The sequence below is a fragment of the Streptomyces sp. NPDC030143 genome (assembly GCF_055573695.1).
This window is the reverse complement of sequence record NZ_JBVIAY010000016.1, coordinates 187,538-207,808: the sequence shown is the minus strand read 5'-3', so window position 1 is coordinate 207,808 and position 20,271 is coordinate 187,538. Positions and strand designations below refer to the sequence as shown.

General features: G+C 72.6%; 13 protein-coding genes. 3 read left to right on the top strand and 10 right to left on the bottom strand.

The window, feature by feature from the left end; genetic code table 11:
- Positions 1–258 precede the first annotated feature (258 nt).
- On the top strand, positions 259–3,096 hold the full coding sequence (locus ACZ4YY_RS26115; RefSeq protein ID WP_468294817.1) for a glycoside hydrolase family 3 C-terminal domain-containing protein: 2,838 nt from the start codon (positions 259–261) through the stop codon (positions 3,094–3,096).
- 99 nt (positions 3,097–3,195) lie between these two features.
- Here the strand turns inward: ACZ4YY_RS26115 and ACZ4YY_RS26110 are convergent, their stop codons facing one another.
- The 3 genes from ACZ4YY_RS26110 to gabT form a co-directional block, all read right to left on the bottom strand.
- Complete coding sequence (locus ACZ4YY_RS26110) at positions 3,196–4,641, bottom strand: aldehyde dehydrogenase family protein (protein WP_468294814.1); 1,446 nt, start codon at positions 4,639–4,641, stop codon at positions 3,196–3,198.
- 150 nt (positions 4,642–4,791) lie between these two features.
- Positions 4,792–5,469, bottom strand: coding sequence for a phosphatase PAP2 family protein (locus ACZ4YY_RS26105; RefSeq protein WP_468294811.1), 678 nt, complete (start codon positions 5,467–5,469; stop codon positions 4,792–4,794).
- Positions 5,470–6,074: 605 nt separating this feature from the next.
- Complete coding sequence (gabT, locus tag ACZ4YY_RS26100; RefSeq protein WP_468294808.1) at positions 6,075–7,409, bottom strand: 4-aminobutyrate--2-oxoglutarate transaminase; 1,335 nt, start codon at positions 7,407–7,409, stop codon at positions 6,075–6,077.
- 267 nt (positions 7,410–7,676) lie between these two features.
- Here gabT and ACZ4YY_RS26095 point away from each other — a divergent pair, with 267 nt between their 5' ends.
- Both ACZ4YY_RS26095 and ACZ4YY_RS26090 read left to right on the top strand, forming a co-directional pair.
- Positions 7,677–10,316, top strand: a complete 2,640-nt coding sequence (locus ACZ4YY_RS26095; RefSeq protein ID WP_468294805.1) for a type IV secretory system conjugative DNA transfer family protein — start codon at positions 7,677–7,679, stop codon at positions 10,314–10,316.
- A gap of 92 nt (positions 10,317–10,408) precedes the next feature.
- A complete protein-coding gene (locus tag ACZ4YY_RS26090) occupies positions 10,409–11,995 on the top strand; it encodes a PucR family transcriptional regulator (RefSeq protein WP_468294802.1) in 1,587 nt (528 codons plus the stop codon).
- Between the two features lie 128 nt (positions 11,996–12,123).
- Here ACZ4YY_RS26090 and ACZ4YY_RS26085 read toward each other — a convergent pair whose 3' ends face one another.
- The 7 genes from ACZ4YY_RS26085 to ACZ4YY_RS26055 form a co-directional block, all read right to left on the bottom strand.
- Positions 12,124–12,576 carry a hypothetical protein gene (locus ACZ4YY_RS26085; protein ID WP_468294799.1) on the bottom strand — a complete coding sequence of 151 codons (453 nt, stop codon included), beginning with the start codon at positions 12,574–12,576 and terminating at the stop codon, positions 12,124–12,126.
- Between the two features lie 254 nt (positions 12,577–12,830).
- Positions 12,831–14,264, bottom strand: a complete 1,434-nt coding sequence (locus tag ACZ4YY_RS26080; protein ID WP_468294796.1) for an NAD(P)/FAD-dependent oxidoreductase — start codon at positions 14,262–14,264, stop codon at positions 12,831–12,833.
- A 91-nt stretch (positions 14,265–14,355) separates the two neighbouring features.
- Positions 14,356–15,156 carry an ABC transporter permease gene (locus ACZ4YY_RS26075; RefSeq protein WP_468294793.1) on the bottom strand — a complete coding sequence of 267 codons (801 nt, stop codon included), beginning with the start codon at positions 15,154–15,156 and terminating at the stop codon, positions 14,356–14,358.
- Entirely contained in the window at positions 15,156–16,085 is a 930-nt protein-coding gene (locus ACZ4YY_RS26070; protein ID WP_468294790.1) for an ABC transporter permease, read from the bottom strand. Before ACZ4YY_RS26070 ends, ACZ4YY_RS26075 begins: the two co-directional genes overlap by 1 nt.
- Positions 16,085–17,236 (bottom strand): ABC transporter ATP-binding protein, encoded by a 1,152-nt coding sequence (locus ACZ4YY_RS26065; protein WP_468294787.1) that lies wholly within the window; start codon positions 17,234–17,236, stop codon positions 16,085–16,087. Before ACZ4YY_RS26065 ends, ACZ4YY_RS26070 begins: the two co-directional genes overlap by 1 nt.
- A gap of 5 nt (positions 17,237–17,241) precedes the next feature.
- A complete protein-coding gene (locus ACZ4YY_RS26060) occupies positions 17,242–18,489 on the bottom strand; it encodes a polyamine ABC transporter substrate-binding protein (protein WP_468294784.1) in 1,248 nt (415 codons plus the stop codon).
- Positions 18,490–18,542: 53 nt separating this feature from the next.
- On the bottom strand, positions 18,543–20,087 hold the full coding sequence (locus tag ACZ4YY_RS26055) for a gamma-aminobutyraldehyde dehydrogenase (RefSeq protein WP_468294781.1): 1,545 nt from the start codon (positions 20,085–20,087) through the stop codon (positions 18,543–18,545).
- Positions 20,088–20,271: the final 184 nt, after the last annotated feature.

The window sequence follows — 20,271 nt, the reverse complement described above, 5'->3', positions numbered from 1 at the left end:
GGCGACTCCGCACAGTCGAAGGATCGTCGAAGCGCTTCGATGTTGCTGTGAGGTTAAGTGAAGCCATGGGGGCGCACAAGAGTCGCATCCAAGATTCCTCCGAGCCATCCCGATTTCCGTCGTGCTCGTATACGGCGGGAAATGACGCCCGTACGCCGGAGTTGTTGCGGTGGGGTCTCTTGACACCCACCCCGCCGCCGAATGAGCATCGAAGCGCTTCGAAAGCTTCTCCCCGCTCCATCGCAAAGGGAACTCCACGTGACCGCACCCACGCCGCCCACGCCGCCTTTCCGCGATCCGCACCTGCCGTTCGTGAAGCGCATCGACGACCTGCTGTCGCGACTGTCCCTGGACGAGAAGGTCTCCTTCCTGCACCAGTTCGCCCCCGCCGTCGAGCGGCTCGGCATCCCCGCGTTCCGCACCGGTCAGGAGGCTCTGCACGGAGTGGCGTGGATGGGCCCGGCGACGGTCTTCCCCCAGGCCGTGGGCCTCGGCGCGACCTGGAACCCGGAGCTGGTGCGCCGGATCGGCGACGCGGTGTCCAAGGAGGCCCGCGCGATGCGGGCCCGCGACGAGCGCGTCGGCCTGAACGTCTGGTCCCCCACGGTCAACCTGCTGCGCCACCCCCTGTGGGGCCGCAACGAGGAGGGTTACAGCGAGGACCCCCGGCTGACGTCGGCCATCGCCGTCGCGTACACGCACGGGCTGCGCGGCGAACATCCCACGTACTGGCGCACGGCCCCGGTGCTCAAGCACTGGCTGGCACACAACAACGAGACCGGCCGGGACGTCACCTCGTCCTCGGTGCGTCCGCGCGTGCTGCACGAGTACGACCTGCGCGCCTTCCGCGAGACGGTGGAGGCGGGCGCGGTGGCCGGGGTGATGCCGGCGTACAACCTGGTCAACGGGCGCCCCAACCACGTCTCGCCGCACCTGCGCGAGCATCTGCGCACGTGGACCGAGGAGGACCTGCTGGTCTGCTCGGACGCGGGCGCGCCCTCGAACCTGGTCGACTCCGAGCACTACTTCGACACCCACGAGGAGGCGACGGCGGCCTCGCTGGTCGCCGGCGTGGACAGCTTCACCGACCACGGCACGGACGGTTCGAAGATCACCGCACGGGTGCGGGGAGCGCTGGAGCAGGGCCTGCTCACCGAGGCCGACATCGACACGGCGGTCCGCCGCCAGCTGTCGGTCCGCTTCCGCCTCGGCGAGTTCGACCCGCACTACGACCCGCACGCGGGAACCGGTGAGTTCGACACCCCGGCGCACCGGGAGCTCGCGCGGGAGGCGGCCGAGCAGGCGGTCGTGCTGCTGCGCAACGACGGGGTGCTGCCGCTGGCCGCCGACGCGCGGATCGCGGTCGTCGGCCTCCTCGCCGACGAGTGCAAGCTCGACTGGTACAGCGGCACCCTGATCCACCGCTCCACGCCCCTGGAGGGGCTGTACGAGCGGTTCGGCGCGGATCGGGTCGACTTCGCGGAGGGGGTGGACCGGGTCCGGCTGAGGACCGCCGCGGGAACGTTCCTGACGGTGCCGTCCGCTCCGGAGACCGCCGACGAGGTGCGCGGCGCCGAGGGCGCCCTGGACCCGGCGCTGCTCACCGGCCGCACCGACCTGCCGCCGCTCACCACCACCGCGGAGGGCACGGAGTTCGCGCTCGTCGACTGGGGCGAGGGCGTCCTGACGCTGCGCGCGCCCGACGGCCGCTGGCTGTCGGTCGCCGAGGACGGCTTCCTGCGCGCCTCCGCCGACGAGCCGGGCGGCTGGATCGTCCAGGAGACGTTCCGCCTCGAACCGCATGAGAACGGTCACCTCCTCCAGCACCTGGGAACGGGTCGCCCTGTCTGTGTGACCGCCGAGGGCGTGAAGGTTGCCGAGAACGATCCCGAGGTGTTCGAACTCGTCGTCGGTGAACGGGGCGAGGACGCCGTGGCGCGCGTCGCGGCCGAGGCCGACGTCGTGATCGTCGTGGCGGGCAACGACCCGCACATCAACGGCCGGGAGACCGAGGACCGCACCACGCTGCGACTGCCCGCACAGCAGGAGCGGATCCTCGAGGCTGCCCGTGCCGCGAACCCGCGGACCGTGCTGGTGCTGGTGTCGGCGTACCCGTACGCCTTCGAGCCCGGCCGGCTGTCGGCGGCGCTGTGGACCGCGCACGGCGGGCAGGCCGCGGGCACCGCCCTGGCGCGGGTCCTGGCCGGTGACGTCTCCCCCGCGGGCCGGCTGCCGCAGACCTGGTACGCCGACGACGCCGACTTGCCGGACCTGCTCGACTACGACGTGATCGGCGGCCGGCAGACGTACCTGTACTTCGAGGGTGCCCCACTGTTCCCGTTCGGCCACGGCCTGTCCTACGCCTCGTTCCGGTACGCCGACCTGGCGGTGAGCGTCACCGACGACCGCGTGCGGGTCACCTTCACCGTCGCCAACACCGGGGACGTCACCGCCGACGAGGTCGCCCAGCTCTACACTCGGGCGGTGGACCCGTCGGTCGTCCGTCCGCGCCGCGAGCTGCTGGCCCACCACCGGGTGACGCTGGACCCCGGGGCGAGGACCGAGCTCGCCTTCGAGGTGCCGCTGTCCGCCTTCGCGTTCTGGGACGTGGCCCGGGGCGGCTGGCGCCGCGAGCCGGGCGCGTACGACCTGCTGGTCGGCGCGTCCAGCGAGGACGTGCGACTGCGGACGACGGTGACGCTCGACGGCGAACCGGGCGCGCCCCGCGCGGTCCGCGGGCAGGGCCTGGACGCGGTCGACTTCGACGAGCAGAGCGGCACGCGGATCGTGGACCGGACGAAGGTCTCGGGCGACGCGGTGACGCCCGCGGCGGGCGGCTCGGGCGAACTGCTCTACCGCTCCTGCGACTTCGGGACCGGCGTCGGACACGTCCGGGTGGAGGTGGCGGGCGAGGGCACGGTCGAGGTGTCCCTGGCCGACGGCCGGGCCCTGGCCGTGCTGACCCTCGACGCGCCCACGCAGGGCCCGTACGACTACACCGCCCTCGAGGCCCCGTTCGCCGCCGAGGGCGTGCGGGACCTGCGACTCGGACTGCGCGGCCCGTTGCGGCTGGCGCACGTCGGCTTCTCCGGTTGAGGGTCCGGAACAGGCCGACGCGAAGAAGGGGCCCGGCACCGGAAGGCATCGGTGCCGGGCCCCTTTGGGCCCACCTTAGCTGAAAATGGTTCCCATTAACTAGAGGGCGAGCCCGGTCAGGACCAGGACGCGCTCGTAGGTGTAGTCGTCCATCGCGAACCTCACGCCCTCGCGGCCCACGCCCGACTGCTTGGCGCCGCCGTACGGCATCTGGTCGGCGCGGTAGGAGGGCACGTCACCGATGACGACACCGCCGACCTCCAGTGCCCGGTGGGCGCGGAACGCGACCTGGAGGTCGTGTGTGAAGACGCCCGCCTGGAGGCCGTACTTGGAGTCGTTGACCGCGGCGAAGGCCTCGGCCTCCCCGTCCACCCTGCGCACGGTGAGCACCGGCCCGAAGACCTCCTCGCAGGCGAGAGTGGTGTCCGCGGGCACGTCGGTGAGGACGGTCGGCGCGTAGGAGGCGCCGTCGCGCTTGCCGCCGGTGAGGAGCCGCGCGCCGGCCGCGACCGCCTCGTCCACCCACGCCTCCACCCGCCGGGCGGCGTCCTCGCTGACCAGCGGGCCGACGTCGGTGCTGTCGTCGGAGGGGTCACCGGTGACCTGCGCCTCGACGGCGGCGACGATGCGCGGCAGCAGCCGGTCGTACACCGAGGAGTCGGCGATGACCCGCTGCACCGAGATGCAGGACTGGCCGCCCTGGTAGTTGGAGAAGGTGGCGATGCGGTCGGCCGCCCGGTCGAGGTCGGCGTCGGAGGCCCAGTCGCCGAGGACGACGGCCGCGCCGTTGCCGCCCAGCTCCAGGGTGCAGTGCTTGCGCGGCACCGAGTCCATGATCGCGTAGCCGACCTTCTCCGAGCCGGTGAAGGAGATGACCGGCAGCCGCTCGTCCTGGACGAGGGCGGGCATGCGGTCGTTGGAGACCGGGAGGATGGACCAGGAGCCGGCGGGCAGCTCCGTCTCGGCGAGCAGGTCGCCGATGACCAGACCGGACAACGGGGTCGCGGGGGCCGGCTTGAGGATGATCGGCGCGCCGGCCGCGATCGCCGGGGCGACCTTGTGGGCGCACAGGTTCAGCGGGAAGTTGAACGGCGCGATGCCGAGGACGACACCCTTCGGGAAGCGCCGGGTCAGGGCGAGCCGGCCCTGGCCGCCGAGGTCGGTGTCGAGCCGCTGGGCCTCGCCCCCGTTGAACCGGCGGGCCTCCTCGGCGGCGAACCGGAACACGGAGACGGCGCGGCCGACCTCGCCGCGCGCCCACTTGATCGGCTTGCCGTTCTCGGCGGAGATCAGCTGCGCGATCTCCTCGGTGCGCTCGACGAGCCGCTTGCTGACGTGGTCCAGGGCGGCGGCGCGGACGTGGGCCGGGGTGGCGGCGAACTCGTCCCGCACGGCGTACGCGGCGGCGACGGCCTCCTCGACCTGGGCGTCGGTCGGCACGCTGACCCTGCCGACGAGCCGGCCGTCCCACGGGGAGGTGACGTCGAAGCTGTCCTCGCCGGTGACCTGGCGGCCGGCGAGCCAGAAGGCGTGGGTGGCTGCCACATCGTTCCTTGGCATAGTCGGGTTCCCGGCCCTTCCGCGTTGGGGGTGTGCGTTGGCTTGCGTGGTCCACGGTAGGGGCGGGAAGTCGGAGGGTCGCTTGTCCGAGTCGTAGTGGTGGGATGCCGGGGCGCGCCGGTTTGGCGCGGTCGGCTACCGCATCGCCCGCCGCAGGAACAGCCACAGCCCGCCCAGCAGCAGCGCCCCCAGACACCAGCTGGCCACCACGTCCAGCGGCCAGTGGTAGCCGCGCCGCACCAGTCCGAAGGAGACGGCGACGACGAGGACGGCGGCGGTGGCGACGACCGCGCGGCGCAGGGCGGCCGTGACCAGCCAGGGCAGCAGCAGGAGCGCGGCGGCCCCGTAGGCCACGGCCGCCGTCGCCGTGTGCCCCGACGGGTAGTACCCGGGGGCCGGCGGCACCACCGGCGTTCCGAACCGGTCGGTCCACTCCTTCAGGGGGACGACGACCAGCGGCACCAGCGTCATGAGCAGGAACGCGGCGACGGGCGGCAGCCACCACCGGCGCACGCGCGCCGCGCTCCCCCGCCAGGCGACGCACGCGGCGGCCAGCACCATCACCGGCAGCGCGATCTGCACGTCCCCCAGGTCGGACAGCACCTCGGAGGTCCGGTCCGGATGGACGAGAGCGCGGCTGAGGCGCTCGTCGACGCGCACCAGGGGGCCGTCGGCGGTGACCTGCCAGGTGAACAGGGCGAAGAGCAGGGCGGGCAGACCGAGCAGGAGGGCGAGGAGGGAGGTGCCCGGCCGTGTCGGCGCGGGCGCCGCCACGGTGGTGCCCTCGGTCTGCGGGCGGTGGCTGGTCGGCATGTCCTCCAGCTTGGCAGGACTCCCGCGCGACGGCATGGGACGGGACGGGCCCGGGCCACGGGCGAGGAGACGGGCCGTGCCGTCGGCGGCCGGGGCGGGTCGGATCGCGACCGCCGGGACGGGTCGTGTTCGCCGGGCGCCGGTCGTTCGCCGGCCGCCGGGCGGGTCGTAGCGCGTGGTGACGACGGAGAACGCGTGGTGACGACAGAAAAGAGACCCCGGTGGGAACCGGGGTCCGCGTACCGCGTGTGCGTGTGGAGAAGGAGGTCGGCCACCCCGGAACAGGGGGGGTGGTTCCGGGGTGGCCGTCCGGATCGGGATTGCCGCGCGCCCCGGGGGGTTTGGGGCGCTCGACGGTCCGATCGGTGAGGAGATCCGAAGCCGGAGGCTCCGGGTGTGTGCGCGAGGCACGACCAGGTCGAAGCTGGGGAGGCCCCGGCCTGGGTTCGCCCGCAGTCACCTGCGGACGGGTGTATCTCTCATCTGGGAAGAACCTACGGCAGTGACCGGCGGGACGACAGACGGATACCGGTCCCGCCATCCACCTCGCACACCTTCTTCACACGCTCTGCCGCCGACGGGAACCAGCTGTGTGCGGCCCCGGCTCAGATGCGCGCGAAGGCCTGCTCAATGATGTCCAGGCCCTCGTTCAGCAGGTCCTCGCCGATCACCAGCGGCGGCAGGAAGCGCAGCACGTTGCCGTAGGTGCCGCAGGTCAGGACCAGCAGGCCCTCCTGGTGGCAGGCCTTCGCCAGCGCGGCGGTGACCTCGGGGTTCGGCTCCTTGGTCGCGCGGTCCTTGACCAGCTCGATGGCGATCATCGCGCCCCGGCCGCGGACGTCGCCGATGACGTCGAACTTCTCGGCCATGGCGGTGAGGCGGGCCTTCATGGTCGCCTCGATGTCCTTCGCCCTCGCGTTGAGGTCCAGCTCCTTCATCGTCTCGATGGAGCCGAGCGCACCGGCGCAGGCCACCGGGTTGCCGCCGTAGGTGCCCCCCAGGCCGCCCGCGTGCGCGGCGTCCATGATCTCGGCGCGGCCCGTGACGGCGGCCAGCGGCAGACCGCCGGCGATGCCCTTGGCCGTGGTGATCAGGTCGGGGACGATGCCCTCGTCCTCGCAGGCGAACCACTGGCCGGTGCGGCAGAAGCCGGACTGGATCTCGTCGGCGACGAAGACGATGCCGTTGTCGGCGGCGAACTGCCGGATCGCGGGCAGGAAGCCCTTGGCCGGCTCGATGAAGCCGCCCTCGCCGAGAACCGGCTCGATGATGATCGCGGCCACGTTGTCCGGGCCGACCTGCTTGGTGATCTGGTCGATGGCCTGCGCGGCGGCCTCCGGGCCCGCGTTCTCCGGGCCGGTCGGCCAGCGGTAGCCGTAGGCGACCGGGACGCGGTAGACCTCGGGCGCGAACGGGCCGAAGCCGTGCTTGTACGGCATGTTCTTCGCGGTCAGCGCCATGGTGAGGTTCGTACGGCCGTGGTAGCCGTGGTCGAACACGACGACCGCCTGGCGCTTGGTGTGGGCGCGGGCGATCTTGACGGCGTTCTCGACGGCCTCGGCGCCGGAGTTGAACAGCGCGGACTTCTTCGCGTGGTCGCCCGGGGTGAGCTCGGCGAGGGCCTCGGCGACCTCCACGTAGCCCTCGTACGGGGTGACCATGAAACAGGTGTGGGTGAAGTCCGCGAGCTGCGCGGAGGCGCGGCGCACGACGGCCTCGGCGGAGGCGCCGACGGAGGTCACGGCGATGCCGGAGCCGAAGTCGATCAGGCGGTTGCCGTCGACGTCCTCGATGATGCCGCCGCCCGCGCGCGCGGTGAACACCGGCAGCACGGAGCCCACGCCCTGCGCGACCGCGGCGAGGCGGCGGGACTGCAGCTCCTGCGACTTCGGGCCGGGGATGGCGGTGACGACGCGGCGCTCCTGCGGAAGTGCGGTCATGGGGGCTCCCTGATGATCTTGCGAACCGGAGTGTCCGGGTGGGCGTGCTGAGGACGCTCGACTTCTTTTCTCGCAGGCTAGGGCGGGGACGGAGGGGTGGGCATGCTCCATGTGGGCGTTGTCTGCGGCGCCGGTTGTCCGTCGTGGACATAGCGGCCGCCGGGCCGGCCGCGCGGGCTCGGCCGTGTAAGCGGTGAACTCCCCAGGCGGGCGCGTTAGATTGACTCGCTGATGGTGGACGGAACGGCTGGTCAGGGGGCAGGGGCGATGGACAGCGACGGGACACGGGACGCGCGGGGCACGCATGCGAATCCTGTACCGCGCCCGGCGGGACCGCCACCGGCGTCGTCCACGCCCGGAGGACCTGGAACGTCCGGGGCGCCGGACCCGACCGGGGCAGCCGGAGCCGGACCGGCCGAAGGACCCGGGGCGCCCGGCGTACCCGGAGGGACCGGCGGGCCGCCTCCGCCGCCGTCGGTTCCGCCTCGGCCGGCCGGCGTGCCCGGGGCGGCGGGTCCGTCCGGGAGCGGGTTCGAGGCGGCCGGCGTGCCCGGGGCGGCGGGTCCGTCCGGGAGCGGGTTCGAGGCGGCGGGTGTGTCCGGGAGCGGGCCCGGGTCGGCGGGTGTGTCCGGGAGTGCGCCCGGAGCGTTCGCGCAGGGCTCGTCCGCTGTCGCGGAGTGGCTGAACGAGGTCCGGCCGGCCGCCCGCCCCGGCATCTGGCGCTTCGGCTACCGCCCCTCGAAGGCCGCGCGGGCTGCCGAGCGCCTCGCGCCGGTCACGGTCGTCGGCATGCTGATCCCGCTGGTGGTCGCGCTGGTGCTGTGGTCGTTGTGGCGGCAGGGCGGTCTGCCGTACCAGTTCGCCCTGTTGCGACTGTTCACGCCGGACGACTGGTGGTGGGGCGGCACCATCGCCTCCCCGCGGACCATGGAGGGCGCCGAGGCGCGGGTCGTCTACGACGGTGTCTTCTTCGCCGTCCTCCTCTACGCCATGGGCCGGCTGGGCAGTTGGGCCGACGCCGTGCGGCACTTCGTCGGCCGCCGGCCGCAGCCCGCGCGGGTGCTGCTCGCCCTGCTGTGCGCGCTGGCCGCGCTGAGCTTCGTGTTCCCCGACGCCTTCCCGGGCGTCGGCTGGAACGCGCTGCCGGTCGTCGACCCCCTGTTCTCCCTGATCGTGCTGGTCTCCGGCAGCTACGAACTGTTCGCCTCCCCCACCTTCACCAACACGCTGTACGCCGTGATCACCCTGCTGGTGGTGTGGCCGTTCGCGCTGGTCGGCGGCTGGTGGCCGTATGTGAGGGAACGACTCGCCGCGCGGCGCGCGGGCCCCGAGCGGCTCGCCCCCGCGCACGTCGATCGCCCCCGCGCGCAGTGGCCCGCGCTGCGCGACGCCGGGCAGGTCGAGGCGGCCGACGTGCTGACCGCCGAGGTCGCGGCCGGACGGATGAACGACGTGGACTGCGCGCGCGTCACCCGTGTGTGGACGGCGGGGGCCGCCGACTTCCGGGAGACCGTGCTGCGGGAGGGCGGCGCCGCCTGGACGCATCCCTCCGGCTCCCGCGACCTGCCCCGGCGCGGTGCGCGCCACGACCTGCTGGCCGGGCAGGTGCGCATCGGCCGCTGGGTGGCCGCCGAGCGCGCCCCGTCCGCCTACCACGACGCGGGAGCCGCGCTCGGCCCGGAGGTGCTCGGCACCTCGCTGCTCGCGGTCGGGCCGTCGGGCTCGGGCAAGACGCGGACGCTGATCGAGCCGGTGACCGAGGCCCTGGCCCTCCAGGCGCTCACCGGCGGGTGCGCGCTGGTCGCCGTCTCCTCCCCCGGCAGCCCGCTCGGGGCGGACTCCGCGTTCGACGTGATCGTGCGGCTCGGCGACCCGGCGTCCGTGCACGACCTGGACCCCTACGCCGACTGCGACGACCCCGACGAGGCGGCCGCCGTCCTGGCCGAGGCGCTGGTGGGCGACCTGGACACCGTCGGCACCCAGAGCGCGGCGACCGCGCTCGCCCAGGTGCTCGGCCCCCACAAGGCCGCGCACGGGTGTTTCCCGTCGTTGCCGAGGCTGCGGGAACTGCTGGAGGGTGAGCCCGCGGCGCTGTCCGCGCTGCGGGACGCCGTGGCCGGGGACGAGGTGATGCGCCGCGAGCTGGAGGCACGGGTCCGGCAGACCGGCGTGCCCGGCGACCCGGGGCGTGCCCTCGCCGACCGGCTCGCGCTGCTGAACCGACCGGCGTTCGCGGAGTTCTTCGGCGGAGGCACGGCCGAGGGCGCGCACCGGCCGTTCTCCCTGCGCGCCGTCGCCCACCACCCGCTGCGCGTCCGCGTGGACCTGCCGGAACGCGGCCACGAGGAGGCCGGCCGACTGATCACCCGGCTGGTGCTGGCCCAGTTCCACGCCGTCGTACGGGAGGGCCGGCGCTCGCACTTCGCCTGCCTGGTCCTGGACGACGCGACGGGCACGGTCACCGCCGAGTCGGTGCGCCGCCTGCAGCGGCTGCGCTCCCAGAACGCCGGCGTGGTGCTGGCGCTGCGCAGCGTCGGCGACGTGCCGGAGGCGCTGCACGGGCCGCTGTACGGGGCGGTCGGCTGCCGGATGGCGTTCTGCGGCATCACCACCTGGGACGGCAGCCGGTTCGCGCAGACCTGGGGGACCGAGTGGGTGGAGACCACGGAGGTCGCCAAGCACACCGTCTTCGCCGACCAGCCGATGACGCGGGCGATCCACGCCCTGCGCAAGCTGGTGACGGGCAAGGCGGTGACGACGGACGCGGTGACCGTGCGGCAGGTGGAGCGGGAGCGGTGGTCGGCGTCCCAGTTGGCGCACGAGGTGCCGCCGGGTCACGCGGTGCTGTCCCTGACGACCGTGCGGGGCGAACACGCGCCGCCGCTGCTGGTGGACCTGCGGGGATGAAGCACCGCCCCCGGACCGTACGGTGAGGCAGAATCGGCACAGGCCCTTCATACGTTGTGGCCAAAAGATCACCACTCCGACCTGAAGGCCCCATGCCTCCCACGCTCGCCTCGCTCGTCCACCACTCCGCGCTGAAGCTGACCGTGCGGGCGGGCGAGGACCGTCTGGACGTGCCGGTGCGCTGGGCGCACGTCAGCGAGCTGGCCGACCCCGTGCCGTACATGGAGGGCGGGGAGCTGCTGCTGATCACCGCGCTGAAACTGGACGCGGAGGACCCGCAGACCATGCGGCGCTATGTGAAGCGCCTGGTCGGAGCGGGGGTGGTCGGGCTCGGCTTCGCCGTCGGGGTGAACTACGAGGACATCCCGCAGGCGCTGGTGGACGCGGCCGGCGAGGAGGGCCTGCCGCTGCTGGAGGTGCCGCGCCGCACCCCCTTCCTCGCGATCAGCAAGGCGGTGTCGGCGGCGATCGCGGCCGACCAGTACCGGGCCGTGACGGCCGGGTTCGCGGCCCAGCGGGAGCTGACGAGGCAGGCGCTGACGGCCGGCCCCGAGGGCCTGGTGACCGCGCTCGCCGCGCAGGTCGACGGATGGGCGGCGCTGTACGACGCCTCGGGCGCCGTCGTCGCGGCGGCGCCGGAGTGGGCGGGGCGGCGGGCGGCGCGGCTGACGGCGGAGGTGGAGCGGCTGCGGGAGCGGCCGGCGCCGGCGTCGTCGGTCGTGGGCGGGCCGGAGCACGCCGACCACGACGACCGGGTCGAGCTGCACTCGCTGGGCACCGGCCGGCGCCCGCGCGCCGCGCTCGCCGTCGGCACCGCGGCGGCCCTCGGCACGGCCGAGCGGTACGCCGTCCACTCGGCGATCGCGCTGCTCACGCTCACCACGGAACGCTCCCGCTCACTGCACGCGGCGGAACAACGCATCGGCGCGGCGGTGCTGCGCATGCTGCTCGCGGGCGAACCGGACCATGCGCGGGCCGTCGCCGGGGGCTTGTACGGCGACCTGCTCGACGCGCCCTTCCGGGTGATCGTCGCGGAGGCGGCGCACGGGGGCGGGGACGCGCTCGGCGCGCTCACCGAGGTCGTGGAGTCGGCGGCCGCCCGTTCCGGGGAGGCCGTGCTGGTGGTGCCCGAGGGTGAGCGGCTGGTGGTGCTCGGCGCGGACGGGGGCAGGGCGGTGCTGGCGTGCGGGCACCACGCGTCGGCGCTGGAGCAGGCCCGTGCCGCCGGGTCGGTCCGCGAGGCCGGCGAGGAGGACGACCTGGTCGTCGGCCTCTCGGCGCCGGCCGGCCCGATCGCGGCGGCCGCGGCCTACAAGCAGGCCGAGCAGGCCCTGTCCGTGGCGCGGCGCCGGGGGCGGGTCATGGTCGAGCACGAGCAGCTCGCGGCGGGCTCGGTGCTGCCCCTGCTCGCGGACGACGCGGTGAAGGCCTTCGCGGACGGTCTGCTGCGGGCCCTCCACGACCATGACGCCACCGGCCGCGGCGACCTCGTGGCCTCCCTGCGCGCCTGGCTCTCCCGCCACGGCCAGTGGGACGCGGCGGCGGCCGACCTCGGCGTCCACCGGCACACCCTGCGCTACCGCATGCGCCGGGTGGAGGAGATCCTCGGCCGCTCCCTGGACGACCCGGACGTCCGCATGGAACTGTGGCTGGCCCTGAAGGCCACGGCACCGGAGTAAGGGGTCCGGCACCGGTCACGGCGGGCTCGCGGCCGGGGGCCGGGCGGGGCGACGGGGGTCTGGGCGGCCGGTCCCCCGGTGGCCCGGGGCCCTCGGGCGTTGCGGGTCACGGGGGTGGTCGCGGCGCGTCAGACGGCGGGGGCCTCCGGTGGACCCGCTGCCGCTTCGTGCATGGCCAGTTCGAGCAGCGACGGATCGGTGAGGGTGCCCGAGCCGTCCGGGGGGATCAGCCAGCGGATGCCGCCGGTGGAGCGGCCCGGGTACGGCACGACGATCCAGGTGCCCGCCCCGGCCGTGCGGATGCCGGTGCCGATCCAGCGTGCGGCCGTACCCGGCGGCACGAGGAACCCCATCCGGTCGTCGCCGAAGTCGGCGAGCACCGGGCCGGGTTGGTCGAGGATGCGGGTGAGCACGTCGAGCGTGGGGTAGCCGAGTTCGCCCGGCAGGATGAGAACGTCCCAGGCTCTGCCCGCGGGCAGCAGCACGACCCCCAGGGGGTTGCGCTCCCATTCCCACCGGCAGGCCTCGGGGTCCGGTGCGACGGATGCCAGCCATGCGACGGCCGTCTTCGCCCCAGCCATGAGAAGACCTCCCTCTCTTTCGTGGACGCGTGCGCGTCCACGAAAGAGAGGGAGGTCCCCGCCGGGCATTACGCGGGTTTCGGCACTCGTCGGGGTGAACCCGGCCCGCGCCGGGCCGCCGTTGCGGCCGGATCCGCGTCCCCGCCGGGTGCCGTCCCGGCCGGATGCCGTCCCGGCCGGATGCCGTCCCGGCCGGATGCCGTCCCGGCCGGATCCGCGTCCCGGCCGGATGCGCTCCCGGCCGGGTGCGGCCGTCAGCTGTCGAAGCCCAGCCCCAGCCGGTCCATCGTCCGCAGCCACAGGTTGCGCCGCCCGGCGTGCGCGTCGGCCCGGGCCAGCGACCACTTGGTGAGGGCGATGCCGGTCCAGGCGAACGGCTCGGGCGGGAAGGGCAGCGGCTTGCGGCGGACCATCTCCAGCTCGGTGCGCTCGGTGCGCTCCCCCGCCAGCAGGTCCAGCATCACCTCGGCGCCGAACCGGGTCGCCCCCACGCCCAGGCCGGTGTACCCGGCCGCGTACGCCACCTTCCCCCGGTGCGCCGTGCCGAAGAACGCCGAGAAGCGCGAGCAGGTGTCGATCGCGCCGCCCCACGCGTGCGTGAAGCGGACGCCCTCCAACTGCGGAAAGCAGGTGAAGAAGTGCTCGGCGAGCTTGGCGTACGTCTCGGGCCGGTCGTCGTACTCGGCGCGGACGCGACCGCCGTAGGGGTAGATCGCGTCGTAGCCGCCCCACAGGATCCGGTTGTCGGCGGAGAGACGGAAGTAGTGGAACTGGTTGGCGCTGTCGCCGAGCCCCTGTCGGTTCTTCCAGCCGATGGCGCCGAGCTGCCCGGCCGTCAGCGGTTCCGTCATCAGCGCGTAGTCGTAGACCGGCACGGTGTAGGCGCGCGCCCGCTTCACCAGGCTCGGGAAGATGTTCGTGCCGAGCGCGACCTGCCGGGCGCGGACCTGCCCGTAGGGGGTGCGGACGGCCATCCCGGCGCCGTACGGCTTCAGGGTGAGCGCGGGTGTGTGCTCGTAGAGGCGGACGCCCAGCCGCGCGCAGGCCCGCTTCAGGCCCCAGGCGAGCTTGGCGGGGTGGAGCATGGCCACGCCCCGGCGGTCATGGAGGCCCGCCGTGAACGTCGGGGAGTTCACCTGCTCGCGCACCGCGTCGGCGTCCAGGTACTCGATGCCCCCGGCCAGGCCCCTGCGGTCGATCTCCTCGTACCACTCGCGCAGTTCCCGGGCCTGGTAGGTCTCGGTGGCGACGTCGATCTCGCCGGTGCGTTCGAAGTCGCAGTCGATGCCGTGCCGGGCGATCGCCGCCTCGATCGCGTCGAGGTTGCGCGCGCCCAGCTCCTCCAGCGTGCCGATCTCGTCGGGCCAGCGGGCCAGCCCGTTGGCCAGGCCGTGGGTGAGGGAGGCCGCGCAGAAGCCCCCGTTGCGGCCGGAGGCGGCCCAGCCCACCTCGCGGCCCTCGACCAGCACCACGTCCCGCAGCGGATCGCGTTCCTTGGCGAGCAGCGCGGTCCACAGTCCGCTGTAGCCGCCGCCGACGACCAGCAGGTCGCAGGTCTCGGCGCCGGTGAGCGCGGGCTCGGGGCGGGGCCTGCCGGGGTCTTCCAGCCAGTACGGGACCGGCTGGGCTTCGGAGAGGGACTTCGTCCAGTTGCCGTCTCTGCCACTGCTCATGGCGCTCGGGGCCATGATTCCAACTCCCTACGGGCGTTTCAGGGGTCCTCGCACCATGAGCGCCTGATCGGACAGCGCGGCCCGGGCGTGCACAGTGCCAGGCCTCTCAGGCCTTCTGCTTGGTGCGGCGGTTTCCGATGACCATGGAGGTGAGCACGAGCAGTACGGCGACGAGGAACATGGCCGTACCGATGACGTTGATCTGGACGGGCGTTCCGCGCTGTGCCGAGCCCCAGACGAACATGGGGAAGGTGACGGTGGAGCCCGCGTTGAAGTTGGTGATGATGAAGTCGTCGAAGGAGAGCGCGAAGGCGAGCAGCGCGCCGGCCGCGATGCCGGGGGCCGTGATCGGCAGGGTGACCCGGACGAACGTCTGGAACGGCCCGGCGTAGAGGTCCTGCGCCGCCTGTTCCAGCCGCGGGTCCATCGACATCACCCGTGCCTTCACCGCCGTCACGACGAAGCTGAGGCAGAACATGATGTGCGCGATGAGGATCGTCCAGAAGCCCAGCCGGGCACCCATGTTGAGGAACAGGGTGAGCAGCGAGGCCGCCATGACGACCTCGGGCATGGCCATGGGCAGGAAGACGAGCGAGTTCACGGCGCCCCGCGCGCGGAAGCGGTAGCGCACGAGCGCGAAGGCGATCATCGCGCCGAGGACGGTGGCGCCGAGCGTCGCCCAGAACGCGATCTGCAGGCTGACCGACAGCGAGCCGCACATGCCGGCGACACCGCACGGGTCCTTCCAGGCGTCCGTGGAGAACTGCTGCCACTCGTAGTTGAAGCGCCCCTTCGGCTTGTTGAAGGAGAACACCGTGACGATGACGTTCGGCAGCAGGAGATAGCCGAGCGTCAGGAGTCCCGCGATGACGACGAGATTCCTCTTGAGCCGGTCGACGATGGGCATCAGACCAGATCCTCCGTCCCGGACCTGCGGATGTAGAAGGTGACCATGAAGAGGATCGCGGCCATGAGGATGAAGGACAGGGCCGCGGCCGTGGGGTAGTCCAGCACCCGCAGGAACTGCGTCTGGATGACGTTTCCGATCATGCGGGTGTCGGTCGAGCCGAGCAGTTCGGCGTTGACATAGTCGCCGGCCGCCGGGATGAAGGTCAGCAGCGTGCCGGAGACCACGCCGGGCATCGACAGCGGGAAGGTGACCTTGCGGAAGGTGGTCAGCGGCCTGGCGTACAGGTCGCCGGCCGCCTCGTGCAGCCGCCCGTCGATCCGCTCCAGGGAGGTGTACAGCGGCAGGATCATGAACGGCAGGAAGTTGTACGTCAGCCCGCACACCACCGCGAGCGGGGTGGCGAGGACGCGGTCGCCCGAGGTCCAGCCGAGCCAGCTCGTCACGTCCAGGACGTGCAGCGTGTTGAGCGCGCCGACCACCGGTCCGCCGTCCGCGAGGATCGTCTTCCAGGCGAGGGTGCGGATCAGGAAGCTGGTGAAGAACGGCGCGATCACCAGGATCATGATCAGGTTCCGCCAGCGGCCCGCCCGGAAGGCGATCAGATAGGCCAGCGGGTAGCCCAGCACCAGGCACAGCACGGTCGCGGCGGCCGCGTAGGCGACCGAGCGCAGGAACTGCGGCCAGTACGCGGACAGGGCGTCCCCGTAGGCGGCGAAGTGCCAGGTGACCTTGTAGCCCGCCTCCAGGGAGCCCGTCTGCACGGACGTGGAGGCCTGGTAGATCATCGGCAGCGCGAAGAAGACCAGCAGCCAGAGCATGCCGGGCAGCAGCAGCCAGTAGGGCGTGAAGCGGCCGCGCCTGCGGGGCGGGGCGGTCCGCGGGGCCGTCGGGGAGAGGGGCGGGGGCGCCTCGGTGAGGGTCGCCATCAGACCGCCGCCTCTTCGTCCAGGCCCGCATCGATGTCCTGGGCGGCGTCCAGGCCGAAGGTGTGCGCGGGGCTCCAGTGCAGGACGACCTCGGCGCCGGGGACCAGCCGGGCGTCACGGTCGACGTTCTGGACGTAGACCTCGAGCTCGGGGCAGACCGAGCTGTCGACGACGTACTGCGTGGAGACGCCGATGAACGACGTGGCGGCGATGGTGCCGGTGACGCGGTTGCGGCCCCCGGGGATCGCGCCGGCGTCGTCGGCGTGGGTGAGGGAGATCTTCTCCGGGCGGACGCCGAGCAGCACCCTGCCCCCGGCCTCGGCCGGCGCGGAGCAGCGCGCCCCGGGCAGGACCAGCTTGCCGTCGCCCGCCTTCAGCACGATGTCGTCGCCGCTCCTGGTGTCGACCTCGGCCTCGATGAGGTTGGAGGTGCCGAGGAAGTTCGCGACGAACGTGGTCTGCGGGTTCTCGTAGAGGTCGGCGGGCGAGCCGAGCTGCTCGACGCGGCCCGCGTTCATCACCGCGACCGTGTCGGCCATCGTCATGGCCTCCTCCTGGTCGTGGGTGACGTGGACGAAGGTGATGCCGACCTCGGTCTGGATGCGCTTGAGCTCCAGTTGCATCTGGCGGCGCAGCTTCAGGTCGAGGGCGCCGAGCGGCTCGTCGAGGAGGAGCACCTTCGGGTGGTTGATGAGCGCGCGGGCGACCGCCACGCGCTGCTGCTGGCCGCCGGAGAGCTGGTGCGGCTTCTTGCGGGCCTGCTCTCCGAGCTGGACGAGGTCGAGCATCTCCTCCACCTGCTTCTTCACGCCCTTGATGCCGCGCCGGCGCAGACCGAAGGCGACGTTCTCGAAGATGTCGAGGTGCGGGAAGAGGGCGTAGGACTGGAAGACGGTGTTCACCGGGCGCTTGTACGGCGGGAGCGCCGTCACGTCGTGGTCGCCGAGGTGCACGGTGCCGGCGGAGGGTTCCTCCAGGCCGGCGATCATGCGCAGGGTGGTGGTCTTGCCGCAGCCGGAGGCACCGAGCAGGGCGAAGAAGGAGCCCTGCGGGACGGTCAGGTCCAGCGGGTGGACGGCGGTGAAGGAGCCGTAGGTCTTGCTGATGCCGGAGAGGCGGACGTCGCCGCTGCTGTCTGTGGTGGTCTTCATCGTCGTCACGCCCCAGTGAGCTTCGCGAACTTCGCCTCGTAGGCCGTCTCCTCCGCCGCGCTCAGCGAGCGGAAGGCGTGGGACTTGGCCTGCATGGCCTTGTCGGGGATGATCAGCGGATTGTTCGCCGCGTCCGCGTCGATCTTCGCCAGTTCCGTCTGCACGCCGTCGACGGGGCAGACGTAGTTGATGTACGCGGCGAGCTCGGCCGCCGGCCGCGGCTCGTAGTAGTAGTCGATGAGCCGCTCGGCGCTCGTCTTGTGCCGTGCCTTGTTGGGGATCAGCAGGTTGTCGCTGGACGTCATGTAGCCGCTGTCGGGGATGACGAAGTCGATGTCGGGGCTGTCCGCCTTGAGCTGGACGACGTCACCGGCCCAGGCGATACAGGCCGCGAAGTCCCCGCTGGAGAGGTCCGACGTGTAGTCGTTGCCGGTGAAGCGGCGGATCTGACCGGAGTCGACGGCCTTCTGGAGGCGGGCGACGGCCGCGTCGTAGTCGTCGGCGGTGAACTTCCCCGGGTCCCTGCCCATGTCGAGCAGCGTCATGCCGATGCTGTCGCGCATCTCGGTGAGGAAGCCGACGCGCCCCTTGAGCCTGGGGTTGTCGAGCAGGTCGGAGACCGACGTCACCTCGATACCGTCGAGCGCCCTCTTGTTGTAGGCGATGACCGTCGAGATGCCCTGCCAGGGGTAGGAGTACGCCCGTCCCGGGTCCCAGTCGGGGCTGCGGAACTGGCTCGACAGGTTGGCGTAGGCGTGCGGCAGGTGGGAGGGGTCCAGTCTCTGGACCCACCCCAGGCGGATGAGGCGGGCGGCGAGCCAGTCGGTGAGGACGATCAGGTCGCGGCCGGTGTCCTGGCCCGCGGCGAGCTGCGGCTTGATCTTGCCGAAGAACTCGTTGTTGTCGTTGATGTCCTCGGTGTACCTGACCTTGATACCGGTCCGCCGGGTGAACGCCTCCAGGGTCGGGTGGTGCTTGCCCGAGTCGTCGACGTCCATGTACTCGGTCCAGTTGGAGAAGGAGACGGTCCTCTCCTTCGCCGAGTGGTCCTCGGCGGAGGTGCCGCCCTCGGTCTTCCCCGCCGGGGGGATGCCGCAGGCGCTGAGCGCCCCGAGGCCGCCCAGGGTGAGCGCGCCGCCCGCGGAGGCGCGCAGCAGCGACCGGCGGGTCAGGGCGGCCCGGCCGTTGCGGAGACTGCGCCTGAGGGCGGCCGCTCGGGCCGGGGACAGGCGGTCGGGCTCGTACTGCTCCATGCGCGTGGTGCCCTTTCGGGAGGTTCGGCCGTGGTCAGGGCCGGAGGTCGTCGCTAACAGTCCCCGAAGACGGTGCGGTGCCAGGGCTTCCGGGCGACCGCGGTGTTATCGAACATTACGTGCTTGATCTGGGTGTATTCCTCGAACGAATACGCCGACATGTCCTTGCCGAAGCCGGACGCCTTGTACCCGCCGTGAGGCATCTCGCTGATGATCGGAACATGGTCGTTGATCCACACGCACCCGGCCTGGATCTCGCGCGTCGCCCGGTTGGCCCGGTAGACGTCCCGGCTCCAGGCGGAGGCCGCGAGCCCGTAGGGGGTGTCGTTGGCGAGCCGGATGCCCTCGTCGTCGCCGTCGAAGGGCAGGACGACCAGGACCGGACCGAAGATCTCGGACTGGACGGCCTCGCTGTCCTGGGCCGCGTCCGCGATCAGGGTGGGGAGGTAGTACGCGCCGTTCTTCAGCTCCCCCTGCGGGACCGCTCCGCCGGTCACCACGCGCGCGTGGGCGCGCGCCCGGTCGACGACGGCGGCGACCCGGTCGCGCTGGGCGTGCGAGACGAGCGGGCCCAGGTCGGTGCCCGGGGCGAACGGGTCGCCGAGCCGGACGGTCTCCATGAGGGCGGCGGTCTGCTCGACGAACGCCTCGTAGAGGGGTCGCTGCACGTACGCGCGCGTGGCGGCCGTGCAGTCCTGGCCGGTGTTGATGAGGGCGCCGGCGACCGCGCCGTGGACGGCGGCCTCCAGGTCTGCGTCGTCGAAGACGACGAAGGGCGCCTTGCCGCCGAGTTCCAGGTGGAGCCGTTTGACGGAGGCGGTGGCGATCTCGGCGACCCGCTTGCCGACGGCGGTGGACCCGGTGAACGAGGTCATGGCCACGTCGGGGTGTCCGACGAGGTGCTCACCGGCCTCCCGGCCGGTGCCGGTGACGATGTTGACGACCCCGTCGGGGATTCCGGCGTCGGTCGCGGCCTGAGCGAAGAGCAGCGAGGTCAGCGGGGTGAGTTCGGCGGGCTTCAGCACGACGGTGTTGCCCGCGGCGATCGCCGGGAGGATCTTCCAGGCGGCCATCTGGAGCGGATAGTTCCAGGGGGCGACGGAGCCCACGACGCCGATGGGTTCGCGGCGGACGTAGGAGGTGTGGTCGCCGGAGTACTCGCCCGCCGACTGCCCCTGGAGACAGCGGGCGGCCCCGGCGAAGAAGAACGTGTTGTCGAGGGTTCCCGGGACGTCGAACTCGCGGGTGAGCTTCAGCGGCTTGCCGCACTGGAGGGACTCGGCGCGGGCGAGGTCCTCGGCGCGGTCGGCGAGGACGGCGGCGAAGCGGTGCAGGGCGTCGGAGCGCTCGCCGGGGGTGGCCCCGGCCCAGCCGGGGAAGGCGGCACGGGCCGCGGCGACGGCCGCGTCGACGTCGGCGGCGCCGGCGAGGGCGTAGGTGAGGACCGGCTCGCCGGTCGCCGGGTCGACGACGGTGTGGGTGCGGCCCGAGGTGCCGTGGGCGAGGTGGCCGGCGATGTACTGAGCGCCGTCGGCGAAGCGCCCCCGTGCGGGGAACCGTTCGGATCGGTCCGGGGTGGCGGTGCCCGGGTTCTGCATGTCGCTCTCCTCCGCCTTCGCCCCACTTCACATGACAGCGGGTGGCGTAGCTCCAGCTTGATTTGAGTGCCGATCCTGACAGAGCGACGGGACTCCAACAAGTGATTCCGTTGTTGCCTTTTGGTTACGCGACGGAATCTGTCGACCAGGTGTCGAGTCGCGGAGGAAAAGGCAGGACGCAGTG

What these genes read in the sequence shown, in the direction of transcription:
- ACZ4YY_RS26105 (WP_468294811.1), bottom strand. Translation starts at nt 5,469, where the DNA reads ATGCCGACCAGCCACCGCCCGCAGACCGAGGGCACCACCGTGGCGGCG.
- gabT (WP_468294808.1), bottom strand. Translation starts at nt 7,409, where the DNA reads ATGACCGCACTTCCGCAGGAGCGCCGCGTCGTCACCGCCATCCCCGGC.
- ACZ4YY_RS26095 (WP_468294805.1), top strand. Translation starts at nt 7,677, where the DNA reads ATGGACAGCGACGGGACACGGGACGCGCGGGGCACGCATGCGAATCCT.
- ACZ4YY_RS26090 (WP_468294802.1), top strand. Translation starts at nt 10,409, where the DNA reads ATGCCTCCCACGCTCGCCTCGCTCGTCCACCACTCCGCGCTGAAGCTG.
- ACZ4YY_RS26085 (WP_468294799.1), bottom strand. Translation starts at nt 12,576, where the DNA reads ATGGCTGGGGCGAAGACGGCCGTCGCATGGCTGGCATCCGTCGCACCG.
- ACZ4YY_RS26080 (WP_468294796.1), bottom strand. Translation starts at nt 14,264, where the DNA reads ATGGCCCCGAGCGCCATGAGCAGTGGCAGAGACGGCAACTGGACGAAG.
- ACZ4YY_RS26075 (WP_468294793.1), bottom strand. Translation starts at nt 15,156, where the DNA reads ATGCCCATCGTCGACCGGCTCAAGAGGAATCTCGTCGTCATCGCGGGA.
- ACZ4YY_RS26070 (WP_468294790.1), bottom strand. Translation starts at nt 16,085, where the DNA reads ATGGCGACCCTCACCGAGGCGCCCCCGCCCCTCTCCCCGACGGCCCCG.
- ACZ4YY_RS26065 (WP_468294787.1), bottom strand. Translation starts at nt 17,236, where the DNA reads ATGAAGACCACCACAGACAGCAGCGGCGACGTCCGCCTCTCCGGCATC.
- ACZ4YY_RS26060 (WP_468294784.1), bottom strand. Translation starts at nt 18,489, where the DNA reads ATGGAGCAGTACGAGCCCGACCGCCTGTCCCCGGCCCGAGCGGCCGCC.
- ACZ4YY_RS26055 (WP_468294781.1), bottom strand. Translation starts at nt 20,087, where the DNA reads ATGCAGAACCCGGGCACCGCCACCCCGGACCGATCCGAACGGTTCCCC.